At 28.9% G+C, this 26270-nt stretch carries 21 protein-coding genes; 5 read left to right on the top strand and 16 right to left on the bottom strand.

Going from position 1 to position 26270, the window contains the following annotated elements; all coding sequences use genetic code 4:
- Nucleotides 1-4: 4 nt before the first annotated feature.
- Nucleotides 5-1423 (top strand): APC family permease, encoded by a 1419-nt coding sequence (locus tag S100390_RS00630; protein WP_070406383.1) that lies wholly within the window; start codon nucleotides 5-7, stop codon nucleotides 1421-1423.
- Nucleotides 1416-2504, top strand: a complete 1089-nt coding sequence (aguA, locus tag S100390_RS00625) for an agmatine deiminase (protein WP_070406382.1) — start codon at nucleotides 1416-1418, stop codon at nucleotides 2502-2504. The genes S100390_RS00630 and aguA overlap by 8 nt, the downstream gene beginning before the upstream one ends.
- Nucleotides 2505-2539: 35 nt before the next feature.
- On the opposite strand, the gene S100390_RS00620 is transcribed toward aguA, so the two are convergent.
- The 8 genes from S100390_RS00620 to S100390_RS00585 all read right to left on the bottom strand — a co-directional run bounded on the left by S100390_RS00620 (nucleotide 2540) and on the right by S100390_RS00585 (nucleotide 15851).
- Entirely contained in the window at nucleotides 2540-3775 is a 1236-nt protein-coding gene (locus S100390_RS00620; protein ID WP_070406381.1) for a phosphoglycerate kinase, read from the bottom strand.
- 65 nt (nucleotides 3776-3840) lie between these two features.
- The gene (trxB, locus tag S100390_RS00615; RefSeq protein ID WP_070406380.1) at nucleotides 3841-4782 is read right to left on the bottom strand and encodes a thioredoxin-disulfide reductase; all 942 of its coding nucleotides are present in this window, start codon (nucleotides 4780-4782) and stop codon (nucleotides 3841-3843) included.
- The gene (locus S100390_RS00610; RefSeq protein ID WP_070406379.1) at nucleotides 4766-5971 is read right to left on the bottom strand and encodes a prolipoprotein diacylglyceryl transferase; all 1206 of its coding nucleotides are present in this window, start codon (nucleotides 5969-5971) and stop codon (nucleotides 4766-4768) included. Before S100390_RS00610 ends, trxB begins: the two co-directional genes overlap by 17 nt.
- Nucleotides 5972-5989: 18 nt before the next feature.
- Nucleotides 5990-6913: an HPr(Ser) kinase/phosphatase gene (hprK, locus tag S100390_RS00605; protein ID WP_070406378.1), complete on the bottom strand. Its 924-nt coding sequence runs from the start codon at nucleotides 6911-6913 to the stop codon at nucleotides 5990-5992.
- Nucleotides 6914-6952: 39 nt separating this feature from the next.
- Nucleotides 6953-8917, bottom strand: a complete 1965-nt coding sequence (gene uvrB, locus S100390_RS00600; RefSeq protein WP_070406377.1) for an excinuclease ABC subunit UvrB — start codon at nucleotides 8915-8917, stop codon at nucleotides 6953-6955.
- Between the two features lie 100 nt (nucleotides 8918-9017).
- Nucleotides 9018-10535, bottom strand: a complete 1518-nt coding sequence (locus tag S100390_RS00595) for a lipoprotein (RefSeq protein ID WP_070406376.1) — start codon at nucleotides 10533-10535, stop codon at nucleotides 9018-9020.
- A 13-nt stretch (nucleotides 10536-10548) separates the two neighbouring features.
- Nucleotides 10549-12738 carry an ABC transporter gene (locus S100390_RS00590; protein WP_070406375.1) on the bottom strand — a complete coding sequence of 730 codons (2190 nt, stop codon included), beginning with the start codon at nucleotides 12736-12738 and terminating at the stop codon, nucleotides 10549-10551.
- A gap of 11 nt (nucleotides 12739-12749) precedes the next feature.
- Nucleotides 12750-15851, bottom strand: a complete 3102-nt coding sequence (locus S100390_RS00585) for an ABC transporter (RefSeq protein ID WP_070406374.1) — start codon at nucleotides 15849-15851, stop codon at nucleotides 12750-12752.
- Nucleotides 15852-16130: 279 nt separating this feature from the next.
- Here S100390_RS00585 and S100390_RS00580 point away from each other — a divergent pair, with 279 nt between their 5' ends.
- Entirely contained in the window at nucleotides 16131-16781 is a 651-nt protein-coding gene (locus S100390_RS00580) for a hypothetical protein (RefSeq protein ID WP_070406373.1), read from the top strand.
- A gap of 129 nt (nucleotides 16782-16910) precedes the next feature.
- Here S100390_RS00580 and S100390_RS00575 read toward each other — a convergent pair whose 3' ends face one another.
- Nucleotides 16911-17939 carry a ribose-phosphate diphosphokinase gene (locus S100390_RS00575; protein WP_070406372.1) on the bottom strand — a complete coding sequence of 343 codons (1029 nt, stop codon included), beginning with the start codon at nucleotides 17937-17939 and terminating at the stop codon, nucleotides 16911-16913.
- 137 nt (nucleotides 17940-18076) lie between these two features.
- On the opposite strand from S100390_RS00575, the gene S100390_RS00570 reads away from it, so the two are divergent.
- Nucleotides 18077-18304, top strand: coding sequence for a NifU family protein (locus tag S100390_RS00570; protein WP_070406371.1), 228 nt, complete (start codon nucleotides 18077-18079; stop codon nucleotides 18302-18304).
- Here the strand turns inward: S100390_RS00570 and S100390_RS00565 are convergent.
- From S100390_RS00565 to S100390_RS00555, 3 genes are all read right to left on the bottom strand, one after another.
- A complete protein-coding gene (locus S100390_RS00565) occupies nucleotides 18297-19793 on the bottom strand; it encodes a hypothetical protein (RefSeq protein ID WP_070406370.1) in 1497 nt (498 codons plus the stop codon). The genes S100390_RS00570 and S100390_RS00565 overlap by 8 nt on opposite strands.
- A gap of 8 nt (nucleotides 19794-19801) precedes the next feature.
- The gene (gene rpiB / locus S100390_RS00560) at nucleotides 19802-20233 is read right to left on the bottom strand and encodes a ribose 5-phosphate isomerase B (protein WP_070406369.1); all 432 of its coding nucleotides are present in this window, start codon (nucleotides 20231-20233) and stop codon (nucleotides 19802-19804) included.
- A gap of 66 nt (nucleotides 20234-20299) precedes the next feature.
- Nucleotides 20300-20587, bottom strand: coding sequence for a hypothetical protein (locus S100390_RS00555; RefSeq protein WP_070406368.1), 288 nt, complete (start codon nucleotides 20585-20587; stop codon nucleotides 20300-20302).
- Between the two features lie 142 nt (nucleotides 20588-20729).
- Between S100390_RS00555 and rpsT the strand changes: the two genes are divergently transcribed.
- Nucleotides 20730-20981 carry a 30S ribosomal protein S20 gene (gene rpsT, locus S100390_RS00550; protein ID WP_070406367.1) on the top strand — a complete coding sequence of 84 codons (252 nt, stop codon included), beginning with the start codon at nucleotides 20730-20732 and terminating at the stop codon, nucleotides 20979-20981.
- Nucleotides 20982-21058: 77 nt separating this feature from the next.
- Here the strand turns inward: rpsT and S100390_RS00545 are convergent, their stop codons facing one another.
- The 4 genes from S100390_RS00545 to S100390_RS00530 all read right to left on the bottom strand — a co-directional run bounded on the left by S100390_RS00545 (nucleotide 21059) and on the right by S100390_RS00530 (nucleotide 26236).
- Nucleotides 21059-22543, bottom strand: a complete 1485-nt coding sequence (locus S100390_RS00545) for a hypothetical protein (protein ID WP_070406366.1) — start codon at nucleotides 22541-22543, stop codon at nucleotides 21059-21061.
- 29 nt (nucleotides 22544-22572) lie between these two features.
- Nucleotides 22573-23538, bottom strand: coding sequence for a DNA polymerase III subunit delta (holA, locus tag S100390_RS00540; protein WP_070406365.1), 966 nt, complete (start codon nucleotides 23536-23538; stop codon nucleotides 22573-22575).
- A 78-nt stretch (nucleotides 23539-23616) separates the two neighbouring features.
- On the bottom strand, nucleotides 23617-25635 hold the full coding sequence (locus S100390_RS00535) for a ComEC/Rec2 family competence protein (protein ID WP_231918053.1): 2019 nt from the start codon (nucleotides 25633-25635) through the stop codon (nucleotides 23617-23619).
- 43 nt (nucleotides 25636-25678) lie between these two features.
- Nucleotides 25679-26236: a hypothetical protein gene (locus tag S100390_RS00530; RefSeq protein WP_231918052.1), complete on the bottom strand. Its 558-nt coding sequence runs from the start codon at nucleotides 26234-26236 to the stop codon at nucleotides 25679-25681.
- Between the last annotated feature and the right edge of the window lie 34 nt (nucleotides 26237-26270).

The raw sequence follows: 26270 nt of genomic DNA, 5'->3' as shown, positions 1-26270 counted from the left end.
CCTTATGAAAACAAAAAAATTAAAAATAACTGATATTATCCTTTTTACTTTTAGCGCCATTTTTGTTCTTGACTCATTTGCTGCTGCTGCTAAAATTGGATGATCATCAATTATTTATTGATTTTTATTAGCAATCTTTTATTTTCTTCCCTATGGTTTTATTAGTGCTGAATTAAGTTCAACCTTTGGTGCTGAAGGTGGAATGTATGTTTGAGTAAAAAAAGCATTTGGGCGAAAATGAGCTGCACGAACAAACTGATTATATTGAATTAACGTTGGACTATGAATGCCATCTGTTTACTTAGCTTTCTCAAGTACGTTATCGTTTGCCTTTTTTAATAATACATTAAACTTTTGAATTCAAATTGCAATTGCCTTATTGTTAACTTGAATTACAATTTTATTAAATTTTATTAGGTTAGAAAAACTAAAATGAATTCCGAACTTAACTTCAGTAGCAAAATTAATTGTAACAATTGCCTTAATTGCAGGAGCAATTTATTGGTTGGCAAATGGTAATTCTGTTTCAACTCCAATTAATGATGCTCAATTTGGTTTTTTACCTTCCTGGTCAACAGGTGTTATCTTTCTTCCGGTTATTATTTATAATTTTTCTGGATTTGAGTTGCAAAGTAATGCTACTGATAAAATTGATAATCCTCGTAAAACAATTCCTAAAAGTATTTTAATTAGTGGAATTATCATCATTATTTGCTATTTGATTGGAACAGCAGCTGTTAACATTATTGTTGATGTTAATCATCTTGATGAAGCAAATGGAATTATTCAATCAATTGGTGCCGCTTTTAAGGCCCCATGAGTCACAATGATTATTGCTATTTTTATCTTGTTTACTTTCTTTGGAACAATGATTACTTGAACATCTGGCGCAAACTTAGCAATTAAGGAGGCTGCTGAAGATGGTGAATTCCCAGCAATCTTTGCATCTAAATTAAAAAATGATACACCATTATGAGCATCAATTATTACGGGTATTATTTCAACGATTGTTATTTTAATTGGAGGAGCAATGCTATCAGCAACACCAAATGTTGCAAACTTATTTTGAACCTTATATGCTTTTTCATCGCTGATGTTTTTAGCCCCTTACTTTTTAATCTTTCCTGCTTATATTAAATTACGGCTTAGCAAACCTAATATTGAACGACCGTTTAAAATTAAAGGGCCCTTATGAGTGCAATGAATTATTGTTTTATTCCCAACCATTATTATTATTTTCTCTGTTATTTTGTTTATTTTTGGTAGTATTATTGTTAAGAATGATACGTGAGCTTTTAATGGTGGTGGACAACACGTTGCCTTTTGTATTGTTGGAAGTATTATCGTCATTATTATTGGGGAAATCTTAATTAGTTATAACAAATGAAAACACAAAAAAGGAGGAAACCAACAACATGAATAAATTACTAAAAACATTACCACAAGATGATGAATATTATATGCCCGGAGAATTTGAACCTCACCAAGGTTGTTGAATGATTTTCCCGGAACGAATTGATAATTGACGAAAAAATGCCGAACCTGCACAAGCTGTGTATGCAAAAGTTGCAAACACAATTAATAAATATGAACCCGTTATAATGATTACTTCTCCACGAACAAAAGAAATTGCCACAAAGTTATTGGATCCAACCATTAAGATTTTAGTATTTGAAAATGATGATGCCTGAATGCGTGATGTTGGACCAACATTTTTAAAAAACAAAAATGGTGACGTTCGTGCCGTTGATTGAATCTTTAATGCTTGGGGTGGCTTAAATGGTGGATTATATTATCCATGGGATAATGATGATAAAATTGCCGCTGAAGTATCTTCTTATTTGAAAATTGATCGTTACCGTACTTCATTTGTTTTAGAAGGAGGTAGTATTCATGTTGATGGCGAAGGAACTTTATATACTACTGAAGAATGTTTATTAAATCCTAATCGTAATCCACATTTATCAAAACTAGAAATTGAGGCAGCTTTAAAACAATACTTAAATGTTAAAAAAGTGATTTGATTACCTTATGGAATCTTTAATGATGAAACAAGTGGCCATGTTGACAATATGTTATGTGTTGTTAAACCAGGGACTGTTCTCTTAGCCTGAACTGATGATCAAAATGATCCCCAATATGAACGTAGTCGTGCTGCCCTTAAATTTCTAGAAGCAACAACCGATGCAAAGGGTCGTAAAATTGAAGTAATTAAATTACCAATTCCAACACCAATGTATACAACAAACGAAGACACCAGTGATATTATTGGCAAAGAACATGTTAAAGCACGATTAGAAAATACCCGCTTGGCCGGTAGTTATGTTAACTTCTATATTGCAAATGGAGCAATCATTTTACCAATTTTTAATTTGGCAACAGATCAGCAAGCAATCGATATTATTGGTGCTGCTTTTCCTCACTATAAGATTGAACCAATTTATGCTTATGAAATTTTATTAGGTGGTGGAAACATTCACTGTATTACACAACAACAAATTTAAAAAATAAAAAACGACAATACTGTCGTTTTTTTATGTTATTTATTTTGAACAGCTTCAATTCCCGGTAATAGTTTACCTTCCATATATTCTAAACTTGCTCCACCACCAGTTGAAATATGAGTAAATTTGTCTTTATAACCTAATTGAATTGCAGCAGCAGCTGAGTCACCCCCACCAATTAAAGTAAAGGCATCGTTTAATTCAGCAATTGCAGCACAAATCGCCTTTGTCCCAATACTATAGTTATTAAACTCAAACACTCCCATTGGTCCATTTCAAGCGACTGTCTTAGCACCAGCCAACTCTTTTTTAAACAATTCAATTGTTTTTGGTCCAATATCTAAGCCCATATACCCGTTGTCAATTTCAACACCATTAGTAACTTTTGCTGGAACATCAGCAAATTCTGGCGCTTCTAAAGCATCAATTGGTAAAATAATTTTCCCATTAGCTTTTGCCAAAAATTCTTTTGCAATATCAATTTTATCAGCTTCTAACAATGAATTCCCGATATTATGACCTTGTGCGGCAAAAAAAGTATATGCCATTCCTCCACCAATTAAAATCTTATCTGCTTTTGTCAATAAATGTTCAATTACCCCAATTTTATCCGAAACTTTTGCACCACCAATAATTGCAACAAATGGTCTAACTGGATTATCAACTCCTTGTGATAACATCTTTACTTCTTTTTCAACTAAAAATCCTAAACACGATTCACTAATATTTAAGGCAATTCCAACATTTGAAGCGTGAGCACGATGTACTGTTCCAAAAGCATCATTAACAAAAACATCACCTAGACTTGCTCAATATTTTCCTAATGCTGCATCATTTTTACTTTCTCGTTTTGCTTTTGCATTGCCATTATCATCAACATTAATTTGACCATCTTTATCAAGAATGTCAGCAAATCTTGTATTTTGAAATAAAATAACATCTTGTGCTTGCATTTCATTGATTGCTGTTTCCAATTCTTTTCCTTCAAAAGCATTAACAAATTTAACTGGCTGTCCTAATTTTTGTTCTAAAACTTTCGCAACAGGAGCCATATCACGTTTTTTTAAATCATCTGTTGTTTTTACTTTTCCTAAATGTGAAAACAAAATAACTTTTGCATCATGCTCTAATAAATATTTAATTGTTGGTAATGCGGCTGTAATTCGATTATCATCCGTTACTTGGCCATCTTTCATTGGCACATTAAAATCAACCCTAACTAAAACTTTTTTCCCATTAACTTCTACATCTTTTAATTCTTTTTTATTCATAATAAGTACTTTCTCGCTTTCTTTTTTGCTTTATCTAATATATATCTTATCGTAAATTCTTCCTTTTAATAGCAATTATCAAGATATTCTAAAGCAAATTGAGCTGCTTTTGCTCCATCACTAACAGCCGTCGCAATTTGCCGTAATGTGGTATTTGTAACATCACCAGCCGCATATAATCCTGGTACTTTTGTTAAACATTTATTATCCACAATAAAGTAACCATTTTCATCTAACACATCTAAATTTTTTGCAAAATCACTAATTGGAATTGCTCCAATATATGGAAAGACTGCACTAATTTCTAACTTTCTTATTTCATCAGTTTTAACATTTTTTACAACAATTGCTGTTACACGATTTGCATCAATATCTTTAATTTCTGTTACAATGCTATCAACAATAAAATTAATTTTAGGATTAGCTTTTGCTTTATTAACAATGTTAATGTCTGCACGAAATTGATCACGACGATGAACTAAATAAACTTTATTAACAAACCGCGCTAAATACATTGCTTCTTCAATTGCAGCATAACCACCACCAACAACAACGACATCTTTTCCTTTGTATAATGCTCCATCACAAACAGCACAGTATGAAACACCACGACTATTTAACTCTAATTCTCCGGGAATTCCCAATTTTCGTTCAACAGTTCCTGTTGCCACAATTACTACTTTAGCAAATAATTTACCTCCTGATAATAAATCTAATTCAAATAAATTATCTTTTTTAGTAATATTCGTTACTCGTTCTGCTAAGTAAGGAATGTTTAGTTTTTGGGTTTGTTCAAACATTTTTAATGCCAAATCTGGACCTTGAATACTATCAAACCCAGGATAGTTCTCAATTTCACTGGTTTTTGTTACTTTTCCCCCGGGGGCCCCTTTTTCAATCATTGCAATTTTAGCCATTGCTCGGGCTCCATAAATTGCTGCAGTTATACCCCCTGGTCCTGCGCCAATGATTAACATATCATATATTTCATTAGTATTGTTTTTCATACAATCATCCGCCTTTTCTTCATTTCATAACAGCTATTCACTGTGCAAACAATATTAAAATTAGGCCAATCCCAATCATTAAACTAAGAATAACATAATCAAGGACACGCATATTTTTAATAAATAAATCATGATCATCACGTTGTGTTTCTAAAACTATCCGAATAATATTATAACCAGCAATATACATTCCTGTTTGAACCCCACAACGTAAAATTTTTAATCGATGTGGATTTTCTACCTTTTCTAACTTCCGTCCATCAGCCTTTAAAATTTGTTTAAGGCGTGCCCCTTGATATTTAAAATTAGTTTTTATTACTTGTTTTTTTGTCATCTTATACTTATTCTTAAAATAGATTTTTTTTAAATTTTCTTCCTGTGATAGATTATTTACTATCATTGGATCGGGTTTAATATCATAATATCATTTTGCTCAAATCCCTTTTCACGATAATTTCGTAAAATCAGGTTCTTCTTTCTTGAACCGTCAATAATAACTATAACGAAATATTAACGGTAATGCAAACACAATTAAAATTCATAATAAAACATTAGCAAATGATTCATATAAAAAAATCGGTTGAAAATATTGTACATTATTAAAATCAGTTGGATTAACACGACCACCGCCAATTCCAACCGCATCAGTTGGATGAAAATTATTTGGAATTGGATTAGGAACATATCATTTAAACAAATTATCCCGAATAAAACTTGGTAGTCACATTAACTGCTCTCGTGCAACAGCGGCCCCCAATAACTCATGATTAAAAAAATTACCTCACCGACCAATTGCCTGCGCCAATAAAATATTTGGAACAATTAAATCAGCATAAACTCAAATTGAAATATTGTGTTTTCGTGATTCAAATCCAAATCAAACTCAACCTGTAATTAAACCAAAAATTAAACCTCCATGAATACTCATTCCTGGTTGCCAAAACGCAAACAAAGTAAAAAAGAAAATTGGATTTTTGACATCATATTTTCCAAAAAAACTAGCTCCTAATAAAGCAATTGGTGAAATAACAAAGATTCCTAAATATAATCCCTGCGTTGGAATATGACGCTTGCGAAAATTAACTCACGACAAAATAATTGTAATTGCAAAACCACAAAAAATTAAAAATCAATATGGTCGAAATCAATTCCCATACGTATCATGGGCAATTCATGTTGCTAAATTCACAAGCCCCTACTCCTTTTTCTATTTTGAATATTTTTTAAAACGATCTTGTAATGTTTTCATCGAAGAAATTCCTGCTGCTTCTAGTTTTAATTTTGAAACAGCTGTTTCAACTAATTCACTAACATTTCGTCCATACGTAACAGGAATCGTTACAATTGGAACTTGCGTATCCAAAATTTTAATATATTTATATTCTGAACCAAGACGGTCAATTGATTTATATTGTTCATCCTCTAAGTGAATTAATTCAATTACTAAATCAATTGCCGTTTCGTCTAATAAAACTTGCAAACCATAAATTTTACTTAAATCTAAAATTCCTAATCCACGAACCTCAATTAAATTTTTTAACATTTCATGTGATTGTCCATATAATTTATTGTTTCGTTGTTGAATAATAATACGATCATCACCAACAAACAAATGGTTTTTTTTAACTAACTCTAATGTCATTTCCGACTTTCCAATCCCAGATTTCCCTTTTAATAAAATTCCTTTCCCAAAAACATTAATTAATGACGCATGTTCTTCTATTATTGGAGCAAAGTGCTCATCAAAAAATTCTAGTACAACTTGATACAAACGACTTGTGGTAATATTTTTTGCTAAAACAACTGGGCAATTATGTTTTTCCGCAATTGTTAATAATAATTTATCAGTAAATTTTTCCGTTAAAATAATCATTGGAATGTTTTCGTTCAAAATATATTCATAACGTTCTTTTTTTACCGCATCACTTAATGTATTAACAAATAATTGTTCTTTATTTGATAATAAGACTACTCGACGATTAATATTATTTTTTTCAAAGTCAAATCCTGATAATTCTAAGCCCGGGCGATTAAGACCATAAACTTTAACCTCACGGTTAAGTCCCTTTGCTCCTGCTAAAATTTTATACTCAAATCTATCAACAATATCTTTTACAATAAACTTTTTCACCCTAAGTTCCTCCTCGTAGTTTAATACTATCACAATTTCTTATTCTGCTTCAATTTCAATGATAATATCGCGTAATTCCGCTGCTCGTTCAAAGTCAAGTTTTTTACTTGCTTCATACATTTCTTTTCGTAAATCGTATAGTAATGCTTCTTTTGCTGTTTTATATTCTTTTGATTTTTTATTTTTAATTTTTTGTAACTTATCATCATGGAGTTTAATGTTAGTATAATCACGAATACTTTTAATAATTGTTGTTGGAGTAATATGATATTTTCGATTATACTCTTCTTGAATTTGACGACGACGTGTTGTTTCCGCCATTGCTTTTGTCATTGCATCAGAAACATTATCCGCATATAAAATAACATGCCCACTAGCATTCCGTGCTGCTCGTCCTATTGTCTGAATTAAACTACGTTCATTACGTAAGAAACCTTGTTTATCAGCATCTAAAATACAAATTAGTGATACTTCTGGAATATCAATTCCTTCCCGAATCAAGTTAACCCCAACGATACAATCATAAACACCCTTCCGTAAGTCTAATAAAATTTGACTTCGCTCTAATGTTTTTAATTCACTATGTAAATAAGCAACTTTAACATTTTGTTCTTGTAAATAACTTGTTAAATCTTCTGACATCCGAATTGTTAAAGTTGTAATAAACACCCGTTCATTTTTTTCACGACGACTTTTAATTTGTGCAATAATATCATCAATTTGACCAACCGTCCCTTTGACCTCAACGGTTGGATCTAATAAACCAGTTGGACGAATAATTTGTTCAACTACTTTTTGATCAACTAATTCTAATTCATAATCACCTGGTGTTGCTGAAACATAAATGACATTCTTTAATTTTTGATTAAATTCATCAAAATTTAACGGGCGATTATCTTGTGCACTCTTTAACCGAAATCCAAAATTAACCAATGTTTCTTTCCGACTGCGATCAGTATTATACATTGCCCGAATTTGTGGTAATGACATATGGGATTCATCAATAATTGTTAAAAAATCATCACCAAAAAAATCAATTAAAGTATATGGAGCTTCTCCTTCATTTCGTAAATCTAAATGTCGTGAATAATTTTCAATCCCAGAACAAAGGCCACTTTCTCGTAATGAATCCAAATCATATTCTGTTCGTTGTTTTAATCGTTGGGTCTCAATAAGTTTTCCTTCCTGTTCTAATTCTACTAAACGAACTTTTAATTCTGCTTCAATCCGTTTGATTGCTTCTTCTAACCGTTCTGGTGAAGTAATATAATCTTGTGCTGGGAAAATTGTTAAGGTTGATAACCGCTGTGTCACATCTCCAGTTAGCCCATCAATATACGCCAAGTCTTCAATCTCATCACCAAATAAATCAATGCGAATAAAAGTTTTAATATTTCATCCTGGAACAATTTTAATAACATCTCCTTTTGCACTAAAACTCCCTGGAACTAATTCAATATCATTGCGAACATATCCTGATGATACTAAAAAATTTGCTAAATCTTTTTTACTAATTTTTTGGTTTCGATCAACTTGAAAAAAAGATTTTTTATATTCATCAGGATCTTGTGCTCCATAAATTGCGGCAACCGAAGCAACAACAATTACATCTTTACGCGTTGTCAAAGCATTAAAAGCACTCAAACGCATCATATCTAATTCCATATTTTGTCGTGCATCCTTATCAATATATAAATCTTTGCTGGGAACATATGCTTCTGGTTGATAAAAGTCAAAGTTTGAAACAAAATATTCCACTCGGTTTTCCGGAAACATTTCTTTTAACTCAACATATAATTGCATTGCCAATGTCTTGTTGTGAGCCATTACTAATGTTGGCTTTTGATAATTTTCAATAACATTTGCCATCGTAAAAGTTTTTCCAGTCCCAGTTGCTCCTAATAAAACTTGATGTTTTTTATTTGCAAATAAATTTGTTGTTAATTGTTCAATTGCTAATGGTTGATCACCCGCAGGCAAATAATTAGCTGTTAATTTAAACATCGTGACACTCCCCTTATACCGCTTTTCTGTTCTGTTTTAATTATATCAATCTTCGCTTTAAATATTTTAAAAATAAAAAAAGTAAAATTAATTTTACTTTTTATCCATTCGTAATATTAGCAACCGGAATATCAACTCCTGCTCAATAAATATCAATTGTTTCATTAGTTGTAAATTTCATAACTTGAATATTCATTTTATAAGTTCCTGTAACTTTACCACCACTTGGGGTAATTGTTACTGTATATTTTCCTTCAACTAAATTACCACCAACACTCCCACCAGCTGGTCGTACATCAATTGTTGTATCTAAAGTAACACCATTACGATATTCGCGTGGCATTCATTTTAAAACAGCTGCCTTAACTGCTGTTTCCAAGTCGTCTTCTTTATAATTACTATTTAAAAACGACGGTGCTGGAATTTTATTTGAAAATTTTGTTAAGTCTAAGTTAACAACTGGCTTATTTAAAATTCCAATTATAATTTCTAATTTTTTATCAACTGTTGTAGCTCCACTTTTTGCTGACGTAATAACTTTATATGGTTTTACTGCCAATGCCTTTGTATCATCAGTTTCATTTTCAACAGTATATTCAATTTCGGTTTTATTAACTGCTGGTGCAACAAATGCTTCAACATAACTTTTAACTGCCGCTTTTAAATCACTAACTTTATTGTCAACAGTTAAATCAACTGAAAAATATTTTGTTGGAATTGTTTCTAAATTAAATTTAAAATTAGCTTTATCAACAACATCAACTTTAAAGTTACCTAATCCTTGAATTGTTTTAGCCCCTTTTTTTGCTTCCAAAGTAAGTTCATAAGTTCCCACCGCTAATTTTCCCCCAGCAGTTCCACCACTTGGTCTCGTTTTAACAACTAACTCAACTTCAGCAGGATCAATTTTAATATTACTTTCCTTATCTAATTCAGCAATAACAACTTTTGCAATATCTGGTTCACTATCATCAGTTGTAAAAAAATCTTTTTTAAGTCAACCAAAATCAACAGCACTTAAATCAGGTAGCATTGAATAACCATACTCATGAATTTTTGCTTTTCCACTAATTTGATAGTAACCCATTAGCATTTTCTTTGCAGCAGGACTAACTGTTGCTTTTTTATACATTGCAGCATCAATAAAATCTGATGTTGGCACTAAATTTTGTGCGGTTTGAAATAATGTTCCATCTTTATTAGGCATAATTCTAGCAACAGCACCATTAACTCCGGAAGGTTTATCCTTACTATTTCCTAATAAAGTAATCGTATATAACGCTACCGCTAGCGAATTAACAGCCGTTGTCCCTTCATCATTGTTTGTTCATGGATTTAATGAAGGTTCTTCTAAGGAAGGATAGCGTTCTCATTGGTTCTGAAGAATATTTTGATAATTATAATAAAACTTATTGTCGGCAGCAGAAGTACCTTTAATATATAAAACATTATACATTAAAAAGTTATTAACAGCATTAATGACTGCTGGCGCCGCTGTCTTAGCAACTTGATTATTACCAGGAAAATCACCAAAATCATTTGTTTTACAACCAACAACATTAACTCCAACTGCTGCTGATAATGAAAAAGTTGTTAATAATGATAATAATTTTTTCATTTACTAGCCCTCCTTAATCAATTGAATTCCGTTCCATTTTTTTAATTTGTCTTTTACTTAATTTTGTATAAGAGTATTTTTCACTAATATTTGTAAACAATATTTCATTAACTTTTGCTTTAATTTCTTTTTTCTGCTCTTTTGTTAAAATCAATAACACGCTTCTTTTATGAGCATATTCTGCCGTGCTTTCAACTTGTGTCATTGCTTTATAAATAACACTCATTCGGCGTGTTCCATAATGGGCACGTAAGAATCGAATATGTAATGTCACTAATGTTATAACAACCATAACAATAGCCATTGCTAATAAGACTAAACAGTTTTTAATAATATCTGCTTGATAATATCATAATTGGCCAGCTCCTGATGCGATTCCATAAATAATATTCCCCATATTATGCATTGCATAAGTAAATGGCATAATATTTGACAATGCATTGTAGAATGGATTTGACATAAACGCTGGGAATAAAATTCATCCACAAGCAAAATTAAACATTAAAACAACCATATTTAATACCCGTGAAGAAACTTCATCGGGAATTGACAACCATATTCCACCAACAATAAAGGTAAAGATAAACCCGACATAAAGCGAGAATAAATATAGTAATCAAAATGCTGATCCTAATTGTCAAAATCCAATTGGTAATAACATTAATAGTAAAATTGAAACTTGAATAAACATGTTAACTTGTAAAATTAGCATTTTACATAAATAATGTTGATAAAACCTAGTATTAGGGGTTCGTGACCGACGATTATAAATAATCGTTGAGGCAAAGATTCCAATGAAAGTTGCAATTAAAATAAATGCTTCTCCCAATCCAATTCCATATTGACTATATTGTTTTCCAACTAAAGTATATGGCATTTTAAAAATATTTATTAAATTAGAACCTGTTTCAGTAAAACTTTTTGATGCTGCTGAAAATTCAGTGTAATTCATTTCTTTACGGTTAAAATTAACTTGATGTGTTAGAAAATCAATGTCAAATGCCGGTTTAGGATTTGGATTGTTAATTTGAAATAAGTCATTAACAATTGGCATTAACGAAATTGGTTGAATTCCCGTTAAGAACCGATAAATTTCATCAGCAATTTTTGAACTAATATAGTTTCCTGAAATTGCAACATCTAAAATATTTTTTAAAGCAATCGCTCTTTTTTGTACTGGAATGTAGTCGCTTAATTTAACGGGCAGCCCCGCAATTACCATTGGTGGAACCAATGATGGATCAAGAAATTCAAATAGAAAGCGATTAATATCAGCTTCTTGAATTGTTCGATCATTAGGATTTGTTGAATTTGGGGGATAATAACTAAACATTGTAAACAAAGTTGTCGCCATTAACTGTGGTAAAATTTGGGCACTTAACGCTTTTGTTAAATTTCCATAAAAATTACTAATCATCCCACTCGCAAAATTCTGACGAAATGTTCCTCAAAAAGTAATTCTGTTTTGGACAAATCAACGTAGTTCCTTGATAATAATACCATTTAATTCTGTTGCTGGTAAGACATGAGTTGGATCCCCATCTTTACAAACATTATTACTATCGAAACCAGCAAAACAAGCATAATTTGCTTTATTCATGTTAACAATTAATGAAGCTAAATGTTGTGTAAATCCTTGTGGGATTCGGATTTGAACTCAATATTTACTATCTAGTTCACTAACTTTTTCTCCTGAATAACGAACATAATCTCCTGAAACTTTTCCAACTTTTAAATCATAAGTAAAACGATTAGTGTCAGCATTATAGAAATTTAATTTTGTTACAGCTTCATCAGAAATACTTGTATAATAACCTATTTTTCCAACCATTTTTGCTTGTGAAATACAATCAGTTTGATTATTAACAGTATAATCAAAGGAAATTCCTTCTGCATTTAATAACGAATCAGTTCCATCGGTTGATGGTGGCAAGTTTTTATCATCTTTATAAATCATACAAACATTAGCATCTTGATTAACAATTGCCATTGGTATTCTTTGCAAATTTTGATACGGATTAAAGAAGGCTCAAATATAGAAAAACCCATAAATAAAAGTCATAAAGCAACCAACAATTGCGATTACTTTATTAAATGGTTTTTCAACAAAAAAAGCACGTAATTCGTTTTTTAAAATATCACTGAATTTTGGTTTAATATCAGTGTTATTCTTTTTATTGATTTTGTACTCATCGTTTTTCATTTCTAAGCCTCCTAATCTATTCCTTCGCGGTTATCATCATAAACATAATTTGTTTTTAATTTAACTAATTCCGCATTATATTTTGCAAATTTAAATTTATTAGTAATTTTATCTTTTTGCTGTTCAATAATTGAACGCAATTCACCTTCTAGATTTTCAATTTCATGATTAATATCCGTAATTTTAGTATTAATTTTATGAATCTTAATATTGTATATTTCATCTTTTGTAATTTTTGATAACTTATAATTTTTATCTTTTTCCGCATTTAATTCTTCTAACTGACGTTTTAATTTAACAATACGGTCTTCAATATGATGATTAACTTGTGTTTTATTTGCCTCTAAATCTTTAATATCATTTGCTAATATTAATAATTTTTCTTGACAAATTGCAATTACTCTTGATTCTGGTTTTGTTTGTTTTAAATGATTTAAGTGTTCTTTTTCTAAATTATATTGAACAATTAATTTATTAATTTTTTTATCGCGTGGATTATCAAAAACTGTTTTCTTTGTATTACTGTTTAACTCATCAATTTTCTTTTGTAGATATGCTAATTGTTGTCGTAAAGTATATACTTTTCTTAATTTTAGTCTTGAACTATTATCACTAATTGTTTGTGCCGCAAAAGTATATTTGTCTTTTAAATTATCAAATTGCTCACGTAATTTTAAAATACGTTCATAGTTTGGATTAGTTTTCAGCATTTCAATTTCTTTTCGTGCTGCTTTAATCTTTTCACCTAAAGTTTCTAATTTTTCTTTTAATTTTTGTGACTTACGAATATCATAACTATCATTTGTAATTTCAGCTTTTTGAACTAAAATAACATATTTTTGCTTAATTATTTCAAAACGATTTCGATACACTTCAAGCATTGCTTCTAATTTTTTAATTCGAACAACAGCAGGATCTTTATACAATGAATTAATTTTATCTTCTAAATCTTTAATTTTTTGTTCACGATGTTTTTCATCAATATATTCTTTAATTAATAAAGCATATTCTACACTTAAATTATTAATAACACGACGACTTCTAACAAATTCTTTTGTTGCATCAATATTATCCATTGTTTCATAAATTTCTTTTAAACTAAATGTTCCAAACATTTCAATTCGACGATAAATGTATGCTGTTCCTAAACCAATTCCTAAAAAGACCACTAAGAAGACCATTAACGCTCCAAAACATCCTAAAATTTCATTGTTGTACATACTAACAATTCCCTCGTTAGATGCAATTCCATAAACAATATTACTCATTCCAAAAATTGTATATTTAAATGGAACAATATAACTAATTGCTTGGAAAAAGCCATTTTGTAAAATAACTGGGAAACTTCCTCCTCCAGCTGTTAAATTAAAGACAGTATAGATAATAGATAAGAATCGTCCGACATTATCATCTGGCATTGAGTATCAGAGCGCCTGGGTTATCGTTGTTAAAACGGTCGCGGTGACAATCATCCACATCAGCATATAAACAATTGGTGATCCTAATTTTCCATAACCAACGGCTAGTAATCCTAAGAATAACAATAGCGTTTGGGCATAGGAAGTTATTAGCATTGTAAATCATTTTGAAAAATAGTGTTGATATCATTTTGCATTAGGCGTATAACTTTTTTTACGATAAATAAATGTTTGCGTAATAGCTCCAATTCATAATGAAATTGAAATAAAATATAATCCTAATCCATATCCATAAGTTCCAAATTCATAACCTTGGATATGTTTATTAACACTAGTTGATTTTGATACATTATTTAAAAAATATTGCGTTACAGATAATAATTTTGTTTTATAATCTGAGAAATAAACACGTTGCTCTCATCTTGGATCATTATCCTTTGGACTTCCTAAATCAGGAAACATAATTTGAAAAGCAAGTGGCAAAATATCTGCCATTTTTAATTCAATCATTCCACCAACAGAAATCATAACATCATTTTTAATATGACCAAACATTTTGTTAACAGACTCATATAATTTAGGATTATTTTGTTTTAAATGTTGTAATGCTTTATATAAGTTTGATGGCTCATTTGGTTTTGGTCCAGAACATACTGTCCCATCACAATCATATGTACTAATATTTTGAACAACAGCCATTATAAAATTATACATATTTTTTGGAATAATATAGTATTCACCAAAATGTGAACTACCACCACCGTTTGAACTTTCACCATGATCTTGACGTGATGCTAATCAAAACATTGTTTCTGGTGCTAATGTTGCTAAAATACTACTTGCTAAACTCCCAAAACCGGCTTGTAACATATTCATCATATTTCCAATCATAAAACTATGTTCATATGTTGCTCAAAATTCCATTTTATTTGCACTGAAATAATCCATTGTTTTAAAGAAATCATTCTCATCATCATCAGTGAAATTTGATTCACCAATTTGAGCTAATCCTCGCATTAATTTATAAGTATTTAAAGAATAGTCAGTTGGAATTTTTAATTGTACTCAGTATTTACTATTTGGTGCAAAATTAGTTTCTGATTCTTTTAAATATCTAATTGTTGTTGCAATGTCACCGATTGATGTTGTTAAAGTTTTTGAATTTTCATCATATTTGTTATTATTAGTAATAACACTATCAACCAATGAAGAATAACGATAATTAAGTTCATATTTATTTGGATCGAATCCTTCACTTTGGTATCATTTACTTGCTTGTCCATTACATTCTTCTGAACTTTTTGCTTCCAAATAACCAACTTTAATTGCATTATCAATAAATTCAGTTCCACCTTTACTATTGACATAAGCAACACAAGTTGCATCATCACGGTTTACAATCGCCATTGGTACTTTTGAAATATTAGCAACTGGATCTCAAACTCCAGTAATACAAATAATTCCATACAAAAAAGACATAAAACAAATTAATAAAAATCGTAGCAACTGTTTTTTATCGCGGGCAATAGAATTATATAATTCTGTCTTAAAAATTCCCCCAAATGTTGCGCGTCCATATTTAATGTTATCCGTAGTTTGTTTTTTCTCAGATTCAGGATCAACAATTTTATTCTGATCAGACGAATCGTTTGGATCAGTATTTTCACCAAGATCTTTTTCAATATCTTTATCCATGTTAAAATAACCCCTTTAAATAATTACACTCATTAATAAATCATAACATAAAAAGGGTTATTAATCAATATAAAAAATTGGCTAAAATGATACACGATATAAAAACAAATTGCAAGGAATCATTCTTTTATTTTTTTAAAATTTATAAATAAATTCTATTTTTTGACATTGTTAAATATAATTACATTTAAAAACTATTTTAAAAAAATTATTATAAATACGACCAGATTATTAAAAAATATGGTATTGTAAAAATATATGTAAAAAATGAGGAACAAAATGAGTACAAACAAATTAACAACCACTTCAACCCTATCACAACAAAAAAAATATACTGTAGAAAACCAAAAAATTTTAAATGAATTATTAGCAATGCGTTTAAATACACCAACAATTGAAAGACTATTGCTTTTTAAGAAAGGCCTAACACAAGACCAAAAACAATTGCTTTTGTCAATTACAAAAAATTTAACTCCAGAGCAAACTTTAATATCATCAAAAGCAAAAAAGAAAACTCCGAACAGTAAAATCAATAATAAAGAAGAAGAAATTGTTGCAATTAAACGACAACATGTTAAGCACCCTTCACAATTAGAATATATTAATGAACATAAACATAAACGAATTACGCAGAAAATTAAGAAAACTAATTACGCGGGTCGAACAATCCCAAAACAAGAAAATATTTATCAAATACCAATTAAAAAAGAAATAAAACGAACAGTCAAAAACGAAACTAGCAAAACAAAAAAAACTAGTTTAGAAAAGAAGGAAATTAAAATAGAACAACCAGTCAACAATAAAAAATATCAAATTACGAAAAACAGCCCCTTCTTCGACTATGATCCTGGGTATGTTCGACAATATAGTCGGGCAACACTATGATCTTTAGCTAAAACAAATTATAAAACTTGAAATAAAGTAAAATAACAATATATAGTAGTTGTTTAAAAACTACTATTTTAAAATTAAAAAGTTTGAGTTCTATTTTTTAATACAACTCAAACTTTTTAATAACTATTTTAGTATGTTATTTTTACTTAATATATTAAATGACCACTATTTTATTCCTTTAATTTTTTCTACTAATTTTTTAATTTTTTCATTACATTTTAGATAAACATCAGATAAACTACGTTTTTCAATCATTGCTCTAATCATTTGTGAAATTAAATCAGCAATTGAAATAACTTCTAACCCATCAAATAAACGTTCTTCATTAATATCAATGGTATTAGTAACAATGACTTTTTTAACAGTCCCATCATTAATGATTTCAGTTAGCCGTTCTTTTGCTGGTGGTGAAAAAACACCATGACAAGCTAATAAATATACTTCTTTTGCACCATTTTGTTTTAAAGCTTTAGCGGCATTGCAAATTGTTCCTGCCGTATCAATCATATCATCAACAATAAAACAAATCCGATCTTTAACATCTCCTAAAACAAATTGAACTTCACTAACATTTGGTTTTGGTCGACGTTTATCGATTACCGCAATATTCCCCGCTAAACTTCCTAAACGATTAGCAACATCACGAGCGCGAACTAATCCACCATGATCTGGTGAAACAATAGTTACTTCTTCAGTAATATGATTTTTTTCAATTTCACGAATGATTGTTTTTACTAATTCTTGTGTTGATCGTAGATCATCAACAGGAACATCAAAAAATCCCATTGATTGTGGTGAATGTAAATCAACAGTCATCACTCTTGTTGCTCCCGCCGTTGTTAACATATTAGCAACTAATTTACAAGTAATTGGTTGACGGCCACGCGCTTTACGGTCTTGTCGCGCATAACCAAAATAAGGAATAATTACATTAATACTTTGTGCACTTCCACGTTTTAAAGCATCAATTGCAATTAATAACTCCATTAAATTTTCATTAACTGGCCATGATGTTGATTGAATAATGTAAACATCTTTACCACGAACGGAATTCATTGCTCGTACTAGAATTTCTCCATCAGCAAAACGAACAGTTTCCATTTCCTCTCTTACAACACCTAACATATTACAAATTTCATCTGCTAACTTAACTCCAGCAGACAGACCATATATACTAAAACTTTTTTCTTCCATTAGTCCTCCTATAAAATTTTGGTATGAGATAAAAATTCAAATTGAATCCTTAATTATATTATATACTTATCCATAATGAATTAAACAATCTTTTATTAGAAAATAATAATGATATAATAAATAATGAAGGTGATAAAATGACACAAACAAATCAAGCAAAAGATATTATCGATAATCTTCGTCCCTATATTAACCAAGATGGTGGAGATATTGAATTTGTTGAAGTTAAAGATAATGTTGTTTATGTTCGATTAGCTGGGGCGTGTGTTGGCTGTGGATTAATTGATTCAACAATTAAAGATGGTGTTGAACAAATTGTTAAACAAGAAATGCCCGACATTAAAGCAGTAGAAGTTATTATGTAACTTCTTTTTTTATTCGCAAATATTCTTGTAAAACAATTTTTTGATCAACCTGCTGTGGAACAACCATTCCTACTAATTCAACCATTTTTTCTTCCACTTGTTTTGGATAATAGTACTCACCACTAATAAATTTAGCAGTAAAGCAAACAAGAATGATTAACCCAAAGGAACTAATGGCACATCCTAAATATAAGAATAAAAGCGTTGTTTTTAATGTTTTTAAAAACGCATCATTTTCAACAAATGGTAAATTTCAATTTAACTCTAAATTATTAAAAATACCAAGATGATTATTAGCAAATACACGAATTAAAAACTGAACTAAAAAAGTCATTAAAGAATTTAGGGCAGAAAAGCAACCAGTTACCGGACGATTTTGAATACGATAATTTCACATAATTGCTAATGAAAACAAGACACCAAATAATATTCCTAAAGCAAAACCATTTAAAAGTTGTAATCCTAATAAAACTTCTGGGACCGAAATTGTTGCTGTTAAAATAAAATATCCTCCTCATACAGCAAATGCTAGTATTAACGATTTTTTAATTCCTACCTTCTTAACAAAAAAATGATAAATTAATACTGTACCAATAATTTGTGCAATTCATCAAATTTCTTGTACCGAATGAATATATTGTTCGACAATTGTTTTGTTATGATACTTGACTCAAGTTTCTTGGGCTAATAATAAGTTTAAAAAATCACCTTGACTCAGTTCTCTTAAAATTGTTACAAAAAATAACAAAACAAAAATAATAATAACTTTTCATCACGAAAACCTACTAAGTTGTTTTAACACTGGTGGTTGAAAAGCACCAACATTACTTTTAATTTCTGGTAAATAAAAGCAAAAGATCATTGCAAATATTAATAAACTAAAAATAGTACCAAAGATAACATAATGCAGCGTTAAAGGATTTTGACTAAAATTTTTTACAAACATTAAAAAATTTGCTCCTGCCATATTAGCTAACAATACAACCGGCAAGTTTAAAGCAATTGTTAAAAATGGATTAGTTCGAAATAAATAAACTTCATTAAAGGTTAAATATCATATTGAATTGGTTGAAACACCAAAGCCAAACGCAAGTGTACAAGCAATCATTGCTTCTCAATTCCGTGGCAAGATTAAAACTAATAAAATTCCCAAAAACATTAATCCATATGAAATCCATAATCAGAGTTTTCGACTACGAACCAAAGCAGTGATTCAGGCTCCCGGGATAAAAAAAACTGCCGCATAAAACGAAGTACTAACTGCAAACAAAATTGCAATTGAAGTAATATTTTTTGTAAAATCAAAAATAATAAAATTATAATTTAAAGTTAACGCACATGATAAAGCTAATCAAAAACAAAAATGTTGAACAATAAAAGCTCATTGTCAAAAATATTTTGCTCCTTTTTTAACCAACCCAATAACATAACTAACCATTACTAATATCGTTAAAAAAGGATACAAAAGTAAACTATCTCAATTATTCATAAAAATAATTACAATTTATTAAGTTTATCAACACGAAACGCATGACGTCCCGCATCAAAAGTAGTATTTAAAAATGTTTCAACAATTCAAGTTGCATTTTGATTAGCAATCATACGGGCACCCAACGCTAAAACATTTGCATTATTGTGTTCACGTGCTAATTTAGCCAAAATTGTTTCATTACACAATGCTGCCCTTACCCCTTTTACTTTGTTCGCTGCAATTGAAATTCCAATTCCCGTTCCACAAATAACTATACCAAAACTATCTTTTTCTTGCATCACTTTCTCGCCAACTGCCTGACCCAAGTCTGGATAATCAACTGCTACATCACTATCTGTTCCCAAATTAATAACCTGATGTCCTTGAGCTTTTAAGTACTCAACAATTACGTTTTTCATTTCAACACCAGTATGATCATTTCCAATAAAAACTTTCATAGTTTCTTTTCTCCTTTGCCTATATTTTAACTATAACACATCTTGCTCACAAAGAGAATTTAGAACCTAATTTTTTGTAATAACATCAAGCAATTTATTTGGACTCATTGGTGTCACGGTCACAATTAAACGGTGTTGTTTTTCAACAACAACATACAAATTACCCTCTAAATCATCTAACTTAATATATAAATTATGCCTTGTTTCAATTCGTTCAGAAGAATTGTCAATCATTTTAATAATTTTTTCTTTAATAACCCAATCATTTTCTTCTTTAAAAAGTGGAATTCGCTCACGAATTCGTTGTAAACAATGAAAAGAAAAGCCAAGTTTATGTTGATAATAATAACCCATATTTCTTGCTCCTATTACTTCTATTATACATATAATTAAGAAAAAATTATAAAATATCGAGAAAAAGCATTACTTTTCTTTACACCTTTTTATCTATTTGCTATAATTCCTTTGTGTCTTAAAAAATGAAAGGAGACCTAACATGGCTAATATTAAATCACAAATTAAAAGAGTAAAAACAAATGCGAAAGCTAATTTAGCAAATAAATCTTTTAAATCTTCAGTAAAAACCGCAATCAAAAAAGCAGAGATTGCAATTAATACAAATGAAGCAAACGCAACAGAACTAGTTAACACAGCAGTTAGTTTAGTGGATAAAGCAGTTACTAAAGGAATTTATCATACTAATAAAGCCGCTCGTGTTAAAAGTAAATTAATGCTTAAAGCAAATTAATCACATATCCTTTTTAAAGAAGACAACAGTATTAAAAATAAAAAGTTTTCATAATTAATTATGAAAACTTTTTATTTTTAATTATCTTTCTTCCCGTCTGAATCATCTTTTTCAAAAACATTATCATCCTTAAATTCATCATCAAAAAGAGTTGGATCCATCTCGTATTTTTGACCACTCATCATTGCTGTTACTGCTTTTTGATACTCAGTATTGGCACGAATCAATTTATTACGATCTACTTTTGGTGCTAAAACAGCTAAAATAACAACCAGAATTCCTGCAATCAAACCAATAATCATTGAAATAACTGTAAAAATTCGTAAAATTTGATATGTTGTATTATTATACACCTCATTTATTAAACTCTTAATTGTTTCAGCCAAATCAGAATCTGGTAATAATAACCCACCAGTGATTGCTAATCCGGGGTCATTTTTAACAATTACCCCATTGTTAGGAACTGAAATTTTATTAAAATATTTTTCAACCATATTTGGTAACAAAACTTGGATTAATGATAATGCAGAATATAATAAAATGACGATTGATAACACAACTGGTCAAAAACGAACAACATAATTATCTCGTTTAAAACGTTTTTTTCCTAGTAATTCATAACCCAAGAAAATTCCCGGTAAAATTGATAAGATACCAGAAAATGTTTGTAAACCTGCGGACTGCATTATGGAAAAGTTGTACTGTGAACCAAAAGGAAATGCTTCCTTACTAAAATTATTATTTCCATTATGTAAAGCAGTATCTGCTCCTCCACCAACAATAATTCCAGAATTTGTTCCTGGAAGTGTATAAACAATTACTTTTGTATTTAAATGAATATTTAAATAAGAAGTTAAAAATCACAAAATTACTAATAAAAGCGAAGCTAAAATCACAACACCAGCAACAATTTTTTTCAAAAGTGGCATATATTTTGGTTTTGAAGTATAAAAATAAAAGCGAGGATCCAATCGCGGCGGAACTGGCATATTAGCCATTTGTTGCATCATCTGCGACATATCAAAATTATTTGGATCAGGAAAATTAGCACCCATACCTCCCATTGCACTTGTGCTACCAACCGTTGGCCCGGTTTGATCATGTAATTCAGCTAATTCTTTTTCATTAGATTTAATTTTTAATTTATCCTGTGCATTTTCAATTGCTTTTTCGTCAGTAAAATCAGCTGTTGCATCAATTAATTCATTTGTGATAACATTTTCTCTAGTAATATAACTTTTTTCAATTTCAAAATTTTGAACAATATATTGAACAAACTCAACATATTCTTCATCTAATGTGTTAAAAGTAGCACCATCAACTTTCTCAATTGTTTCTGATTCATTGGTAATATCGGCTAAGACTTGTGCAAATGAAAGGGTAAACTTATTATCATTTAAATTTGCATTAAATTCTTTCTCTAGTGTTAATAGATTACAAATTTGCTGAATTACTAATTTTTTAAAATCTGGATTAACGATTACTTGCGCCTTTATATTATCATCATTAAATGTATTGTATAATGTATAAACTATATGAGCATATAATTTATTTTCTTTCATTTGTTTCCCTCGTCTTTCTTTGCTATAGTTTAATTTATATCAAATAATTTAATTAAATACAAATCACTACTAATTTCTTTCCTTATTATACCCTTTTTTATATTATAATCAATTCAAAATAATTCCTTAATGATATTATTTGCTTTTTCAATACTAAAATTATGCATATGTTCAGCAATTTTTTTAACCCGAAAAGGATGAATTTGTAAGATTTCAGCAATTTGTGATGGTGTTTTCTTTAAGGTAGATAATACGATAATATCTCTTGTAAAAATAACACTATTAGTAATTAAAGCTAGCAAAGCAATACTGCTTAGTCCACGCTCTTGTAAATAATGATAATTGATTAAAAAATTATTTAAATCGTTTTTTAATAAATCATCAACTAATTTAAAAATGTCAGTATCCAAATATTTTGTCATATTATTTTCAATTAAATCATCAGTTATCACTTTATCAATTAACAATAATTTCTTTAGCTCATTTTTAATAATATATAAATTATTTGGCAAATATTCAACAATTTTATTAATTAAATTTTGCTTAATTGTCCCGTTATTTTTGGCAACATAATTATCAATAAATCTTGTTAGTTCGTTATACGATAAATTAGTTGCTTTTAAAACACTAGTTAACTCCAACATTTTTTTTGTTATTTTTAAACGATTACTAATATTATTTACTGGACAAATAAAAATAATAAAAGTACTTGGATTCGGAGTTAACAAATATTCCATTAAATGCGTTAAATGTTCCTTATTATCAATCTTTGCTTTAATTTTTTCTTCAGTAATAAAATAACTATCATTAATAATGATAATTCTTTTTTCAGAAAACAATGGTATCGTATTAGCATCATTTAAAATCCCTAGTAAAGAATCTTCTAAATAATTATACTCTTGTAAATCATATTCATCATCTGGATTAATTTTTTTTAAAACCTTATTTTTCTGCATTTTAATTAAAAAAGCATCTTCACCATATATCAAAAACATCTCCCGAAACTCCTTTAAAATGTGCTAAAACTATGTTAAAGTAATCTTATCATAAAAGGAGACAATTAAAATATCAACTTAAAATAATTTAAGCATTGGTTGTTTACCAATAATATTAAATTGAAGATTTTGTTTGTCACCAGTAAAATAAATTTGACAGTTAACAGTTTGTAAATTTTCTAAAACTGTTGCAGCAGGGTACTTTTGTTGTTTTGTTTTTTCACCGGAAATAAAACAAAATCTTGGCTGTATCCTTTGTAAAAAAAGGCAAGCTAGAACTCGTTGCCGAACCATGATGGCAACCTGTAATAAATTAACAGTACTTAAATCTTGGTTTAATAAATTAAGTTCAACTTTTTGACTAATATCTCCTGTCAATAGAATTTTAATATTATTAATTTTAACTAAAACAACTAAACTATTATTATTCTCATCAGCATCGTTAATACTTCGATGTAAAATCGTAAACTTCATTCCGCCAAATCAAATAGTTTTTAAGTTAGTGTTATTTTGAATAATTTGCTTAACTAAAAAATAGTTTTGAACTTCAAATAGATTATTATAATGATCATCATGTTGATGCGAAATAAAAACTGCATCAATCCAATTAATCCCTGCTCATCTTAAATAATTTCTTACTAATTGTTTTGACCGTCCCCTGCCAACACCAACATCATACAAAACAGTTTTTAAAGCTCGATGATCCTGAAGAACAATTGTCTGACCATTACCAACATTTAACATTGTTATAGAATAATTAACACTAAAAAAACTATTTTGAAAACTAGTACAAAGTAAAAAAAATATTAACATAAAAGTAAATAACTTTTTTCATCATCGAATGCTATTGATAATACTTAATAAAATAAGATAATATAAAACAATATAACCGATATTAACAACACCGACATTCCACATTAAATTAATTTTTGTACAAAGAGCAACATAGTTACTTAATAAAAAGTAAAAGAATTGATAAATAAAATAACAAGGTGGCAATCAGACAATTAAAAATGAAAGTAAATAGATTACCACTAAAATTGGTGTTAATAACAAATTAAACAACATGCTAGCAAAATTTAAATGATAATTAAAATAGATTGTTCAACCAAGTAATACAACAAAAATCATAAAATTATAATAAAATAATTTTTGATAAAAAGCATAATGTTTTGTTTTTGTCTGAAAAGTAAAAATAAATAAAGTTACGGTAAAGCTGTATCAAAAACCACTTGACAAAAAACTATACGGGAAAAATAATAAAACTAAAAAAACATTTAGTCCTCATATTTGATGTAATGATAATTTTTTTTGCAAAAAATGAGTATTAAATAATGAAAGGGTTAATAAAATAACGACTTTAACACTTGCAAAAGAATAGTTCAAAAGATACAAATAAAAAAACAGGAAACCATAAATAAAATAATAGTAAATCTTTCTTCGAAAGATTCGTTTAAACAATCTATCTAAAAAATAAAATAAAATATTAATATGATATCCAGAAACAATTAGCAAATGAATGACCCCCATTTTAACAAAATCATTATATAAATTAAATGTTGTTTTTGTTTTTTGACCAAACAAAATTAAATAAATTGTGTCTTTAGTTAAGTCATCATAATTATTAAAAAAATTTGTAATCTTAGCAAGAATACTAGTTCCCGTTTTAACTTCAATTACTTTTGTTAAATTAAACTGATAAAAAATATTGTTAGCATTTAATCAATGATGAAGATTTAATTCATAAATATTAGGTGATGAAGTAATCGCAGAATAATATCCTTGCAAATAAACTTGGTCATGCAACTCAAAATTAAGTGTTGTTTTTAAAAAATATTGTTTTCAACCAATTTGTAAATAATAATATCCGACCCCCTTTTTTTGAATTTGCCCAGAAGCAATTTGATTTTGATAAAAATTTGGATGCTTTAAATAATAAAATAAAATTGCTGATATAATAATTGCCAAAATTAAAACTCATAAGTAAATCTTTTGTTGCTGTCAAATTAAAATAAAAATTAGAATAAAAATAATTAAAATGGTATAGTAACTATTTATTAATAGTAAATAATTAAAAAGAATTATTCCTCCAAGCAAAATAAAATATTCCTTCTTTAAAAAATGACATATCTTTTTTAAATTAAAAAACACAAAATAACCTAATAATATTAAAATATTTTAAATAACTACCGCTTAAATATTGTTGTAATTTGGTAATAATAATCGTCGAAGAATTTATCCTATCTTGTAGCATTTTTATAACTTCTGGTTGGAGAAAATTTGGAATTGAAACTTGAGCTAAAAGCTGCTTTGTCACTAACTGTCGTGGATATCATTTAATGTACTGTGCTTTTGGAACTAGACCAATTGTTGTTATATGTTGATATTTTTTTTGTAACGTATTTTTATTAATTGGCACAAAAGAATTAAAATCAAATTGATAATTTAATAGAATTGCTTCAATTGTTCAACCAACCACCTCAGTAGAAAGTCAAACAGAAGCTGGAATTATTTTTGGTTGACTTAAGGGTAAATTATATTTATTTATAAAAATTATTTTATAATCATATTTTCGAAAATCTTTTTCTACAAAATTATTACCATTTATTCGTCAAGCAAATAAAAAATAAATTAAGGTAACTAAGATACCAAATAATATTGTAAAAATAAAATATCCTTTCTTTTTAACAAGAACCACCCGCCTTCAACTTATTATATAATCATTACCTTTT

Source organism: Spiroplasma sp. NBRC 100390 (assembly GCF_001886495.1).
Lineage (GTDB): Bacteria > Bacillota_I > Bacilli_A > Mycoplasmatales > Mycoplasmataceae > Spiroplasma.
This window is presented reverse-complemented; position numbering and strand designations above follow the sequence as displayed.